We start from the raw sequence: 4,193 nt of genomic DNA, 5'->3' as shown, positions 1-4,193 counted from the left end.
ATGATCGCCACCTCACTGGTCCGTCTTGGTGTGTACGGCGCCAGGGGCGCCGTGAGGATTGCGCCTCCCCCGCTCGATCCACCGTCCGGCGGAGAGCAGGCTCGGACGCCGCCTCCGCGAAGGCCGCGGGGCGTGGAGTGGGCTGGGTCCAGCCGGTCACCGGACTGCGCTCTGACGCGGGCACCGCCCGGCCGCCGGTCACGGCATCAGCTGGTACTCCGGGAAGTTGCCGGGCAGGCGCTCGCCCGCCGGGCCCTGGGTGACCGCGCGCACCAGCAGCTCACCGCCGACGAAGGCACCGCGCCAGGACGCGCCGAACCCGCCGAACAGCTCCTCCCGGTCGCCTCGCGAACGCGGCTTGCCGTGACCGACCTTGAACGCGCGGATCTGCGGCGCGAGCCGGTCGAAGGTCGCCCGGTCGTCCGTGGACAGCGTGGCCACCAGCGCGCCGTTCGAGGCGTTCATCGCGGCCAGCAGCTCCGACTCGGTGTCGACCAGGACGATCGTGTCGACGGGGCCGAACGGCTCGGCGTGGTGCAGGGGGGAGGACGGGGGCGGATTCAGGAGCGTGACCGGCTGGACGTATGCCGAGGTGTCCTGACCGGGCAGGAAGCGGGCGTCCGCCACACTGGCGCGATGCACGGGGACGGCACCGCGGGCGATGGCCTCGGCGACCTGGTCGCGCAGGTCCTTCGCCTTGGCCGCGTTGATCACCGGCCCGAAGTCCAGTGCCGGGTAGGGGTCGTCGGGGTGCTCCACCGCGAGCGGGTGCCCGACCCGCAGCGTGCGCACGGCCGGGAGGTACGCCGCCAGGAACTCGTCGAACAGCTCCCGCTGGACGACGAAGCGCGGGTACGCCGTGCAGCGCTGCTTGCCGTAGTCGAAGAGCTTGGGGACGACGGCCGTGAGCGCGTCCCAGTCCGTGTAGTTCCAGATGCCCCAGGTGTTGAGTCCCTCCTGTTCGAGAACATGGCGCTTGCCGAGGTCGGCGACGGCGGTGGCCACCGCGGCGCCGGTGTCGCGACCGCCGACGAAGGAGACGCAGCCGATCTCGGGCGCCCGCACCAGCGCCTCGGACAGCTCTCCCCCGCTGCCGCTGACGAGGGTGACGGGAATCCCCTCGCGGGCGGCGAGCGCACAGGCCAGGGTCAGACAGGCGACACCGCCGTCGGTCGGGGTCTTGGCGATGACCGCGTTGCCTGCCAGTGCCTGGACCAGCAGGGCGTGAACGAGCACACTCATCGGGTAGTTCCAGCTCGCGATGTTGGACACCGGGCCGTCCAGCGGGGCCCGGCCCTCGACCATCGGCTCGATGCCGTCGACGTACCAGCGCACTCCGTCGATGGCCCGGTCGACGTCCGCCTGCGCGAGCCGCCATGGCTTGCCGATCTCCCAGACGAGCAGAAGGGCGAGGAGTTCGCGGTGCTGGGTGAGGGCGTCGAGGGTGGCCGCGACACGGGCGCGACGCTCGTCGAGGGGGACGTGCCGCCAGGCGCGGTGCTGGTCGAGCGAGGCGCGCACCGCCTGCTGGGCGGTGACTCCGTCCAGGCGCGGCGGGCCGGCGATCGGGCTGCCGTCGACGGGGCTGGTGGCGGGCAGTGCCCGGCCGTCCGCCTGCCAGGCGGAGTTCCAGAGGTTGAGGACGCGGTCGTCCTGAAACGCTTCCGGGGCGACCGCGAGGCAGCGTCGCCAGGCGTCTTCCCAGGACGTGCCGGACTTCACCACGAGCTGGGTGGAGCTGAGGGTGGTGGTCATTGGGTGTCTCCGCTCTCGGTGCACAGTCGGGGGCGGGAGGCCGGGCAGCTGCCCGGAGGCGGCATGCGTGGCCGCGCGACCATTGGTCGCGGGTAGGAGGGGGGAACGCGGAGGCGCCGCATGTCTACGGCGGACACTCCCTCGTTCCCGGCGGTCAGTCCGTGTCAGCCGCGAGCGGTGTGTCGCGGTCGGCGTCGGCGGTGTCATGGTCGGCGCCCGTGGTGTCACGGTCGGCGTCCAGCAGGGCGAGCACGAGGCGGGCCGTGTCGGTGGGGGTGGTGCCGACCTTGACGCCGACCGCCTCCAGGGCTTCCTTCTTCGCCTGCGCCGTGCCCGACGATCCGGACACGATGGCGCCCGCGTGGCCCATGGTCCTGCCCTCGGGCGCGGTGAAGCCGGCGATGTAGCCGACGACCGGCTTGGTGACGTGCTCGCGGATGTACGCGGCCGCCCGTTCCTCGGCGTCCCCGCCGATCTCCCCGATGAGGACGATCAGTTCGGTGTCGGGGTCGTCCTGGAAGGCGGCGAGGCAGTCGATGTGGGTGGTGCCGACGACGGGGTCGCCGCCGATGCCGACACAGGTGGAGAAGCCGATGTCGCGCAGCTCGTACATGAGTTGGTAGGTGAGCGTGCCCGACTTGGACACCAGGCCGATGCGGCCCGGCTTGGTGATGTCCGCCGGGATGATGCCGGCGTTGGACTGGCCGGGTGTGATCAGCCCGGGGCAGTTGGGGCCGACGATCCGTGTGCCCTTCTCCTTCGCGTACGCGGTGAAGGAGACGGAGTCGTGGACCGGGATGCCCTCGGTGATGACGACCACGAGGCCGATCCCGGCGTCGGCGGCCTCGACGACCGCCGCCTTGGCGAAGGCGGGCGGTACGAAGACGACGGTGACGTCGGCTCCGGTCGACCGCATGCCGTCGGCCACCGACCCGAAGACGGGTACGGCACGGTCGTCGAAGTCGACGGTACGACCTGCCTTGCGCGGGTTGACGCCGCCGACGACGTTCGTACCGGCCGCGAGCATGCGCCGGGTGTGCTTCATGCCCTCGCCGCCGGTCATGCCCTGTACGAGGACCCTGGACTCCTTGGTGAGGAAGACAGCCATCCACCGCTCCTTCAGCTGGTGTGGGCGAGTTGGGCGGCACGGCGGGCGGCACCGTCCATGGTGGTGGCCTGCTGGACCAGGGGGTGGGCACGCTCGTCGAGGATGGCGCGGCCGCGGACGGCGTTGTTGCCGTCGAGGCGCACGACGAGCGGCTTGGTCAACCGCACGTCGTCCAGGGCCCGGACGATGCCGTCGGCGACCGCGTCGCAGGCGGTGATGCCGCCGAAGACGTTGACGAACACCGACTTCACGTCCGGGTCCGACAGGATGACGGACAGCCCGTCGGCCATGATCCGGGCCGATGCCCCGCCGCCGATGTCGAGGAAGTTGGCGGGGCGGGCACCGCAGCCGGCGACCACGTCGAGGGTCGACATGACGAGGCCGGCGCCGTTGCCGATGATGCCGACCTCGCCGTCGAGCTTGACGTAGTTGAGGCCCTTCGCGGCGGCCGCCGCCTCCAGCGGGTCGTCGTGCACCGCGCCCTCGGTATCCCAACGGTTCTGCCGGAAGCGGGCATTGTCGTCAAGAGTGACCTTGCCGTCGAGAGCGAGAATCTGGCCTTTCTCTGTACGGACGAGCGGGTTCACCTCAACGAGGACGGCGTCCTCCCGGACCAGCACCTCCCACAGCCGTTCGAGGACGTCGACGGTCTGCGGCGGAAGCCCGGCCGCCGCGGCGATCTCGCCCGCCTTCGCCGAGTGGACGCCCTCGGCCGGGTCGATGGGAATGCGCGCGACGGCCTCCGGGCGACGGGCGGCGACCTCCTCGATCTCCGTGCCGCCCTCCGCCGAGGCCACGGCGAGGAACCGGCCCGCCGCGCGGTCGAGGACGTAGGCGACGTAGAACTCGGCCTCGATGTCGACGGGTTGGGCGAGCATGACCTTGCCGACCGTGTGCCCCTTGATGTCCATGCCGAGGATCTGACGTGCCGCGAGTTCCGCGGCGGCCGGGTCGGCTGCGAGTCTCACACCGCCCGCCTTGCCCCGGCCACCGGTTTTGACCTGCGCCTTCACCACGACGCGGCCACCGAGCCCACGGGCGATCTCACGCGCCTCCTCGGCCGAGGACGTGACGTCCGCCCTCGGTACCGGGATGCCGTGTTCTTCGAAGAGCCCTCGGGCCTGGTGCTCGTACAGGTCCATGATCTGGCTCCCGTCTCAAAAGGGCCGCACGACTGAAAAGTGCTGCGCGACCCCTGGACATCACCCACGGCATGCGGGATAACAATCTTCATACAGTATCCGTCGACTGTATGCAATGTGCCGGACATGGCCCGTGACCAGCACCGCCAGGACGCTCGAGGCATAGGGACAGTGAGGTGACCTGTGAC

Annotated in this window: 3 protein-coding genes; all 3 read right to left on the bottom strand. The window is 71.0% G+C overall.

Annotation, left to right across the window (positions count from 1 at the left end):
- Nucleotides 1-198: 198 nt before the first annotated feature.
- Complete coding sequence (locus ACZ6TU_RS38885) at nt 199-1,755, bottom strand: aldehyde dehydrogenase family protein (RefSeq protein ID WP_469553510.1); 1,557 nt, start codon at nt 1,753-1,755, stop codon at nt 199-201.
- A 154-nt stretch (nt 1,756-1,909) separates the two neighbouring features.
- The gene (gene sucD, locus ACZ6TU_RS38880; RefSeq protein ID WP_469553508.1) at nt 1,910-2,863 is read right to left on the bottom strand and encodes a succinate--CoA ligase subunit alpha; all 954 of its coding nucleotides are present in this window, start codon (nt 2,861-2,863) and stop codon (nt 1,910-1,912) included.
- Nucleotides 2,864-2,874: 11 nt separating this feature from the next.
- Complete coding sequence (sucC, locus tag ACZ6TU_RS38875) at nt 2,875-4,005, bottom strand: ADP-forming succinate--CoA ligase subunit beta (protein WP_467682364.1); 1,131 nt, start codon at nt 4,003-4,005, stop codon at nt 2,875-2,877.
- Between the last annotated feature and the right edge of the window lie 188 nt (nt 4,006-4,193).

Source organism: Streptomyces sp. NPDC052064, assembly GCF_055585925.1.
Note: the sequence above shows the minus strand (reverse complement) of the source record. Positions and strands in the feature narration are given on the sequence as shown.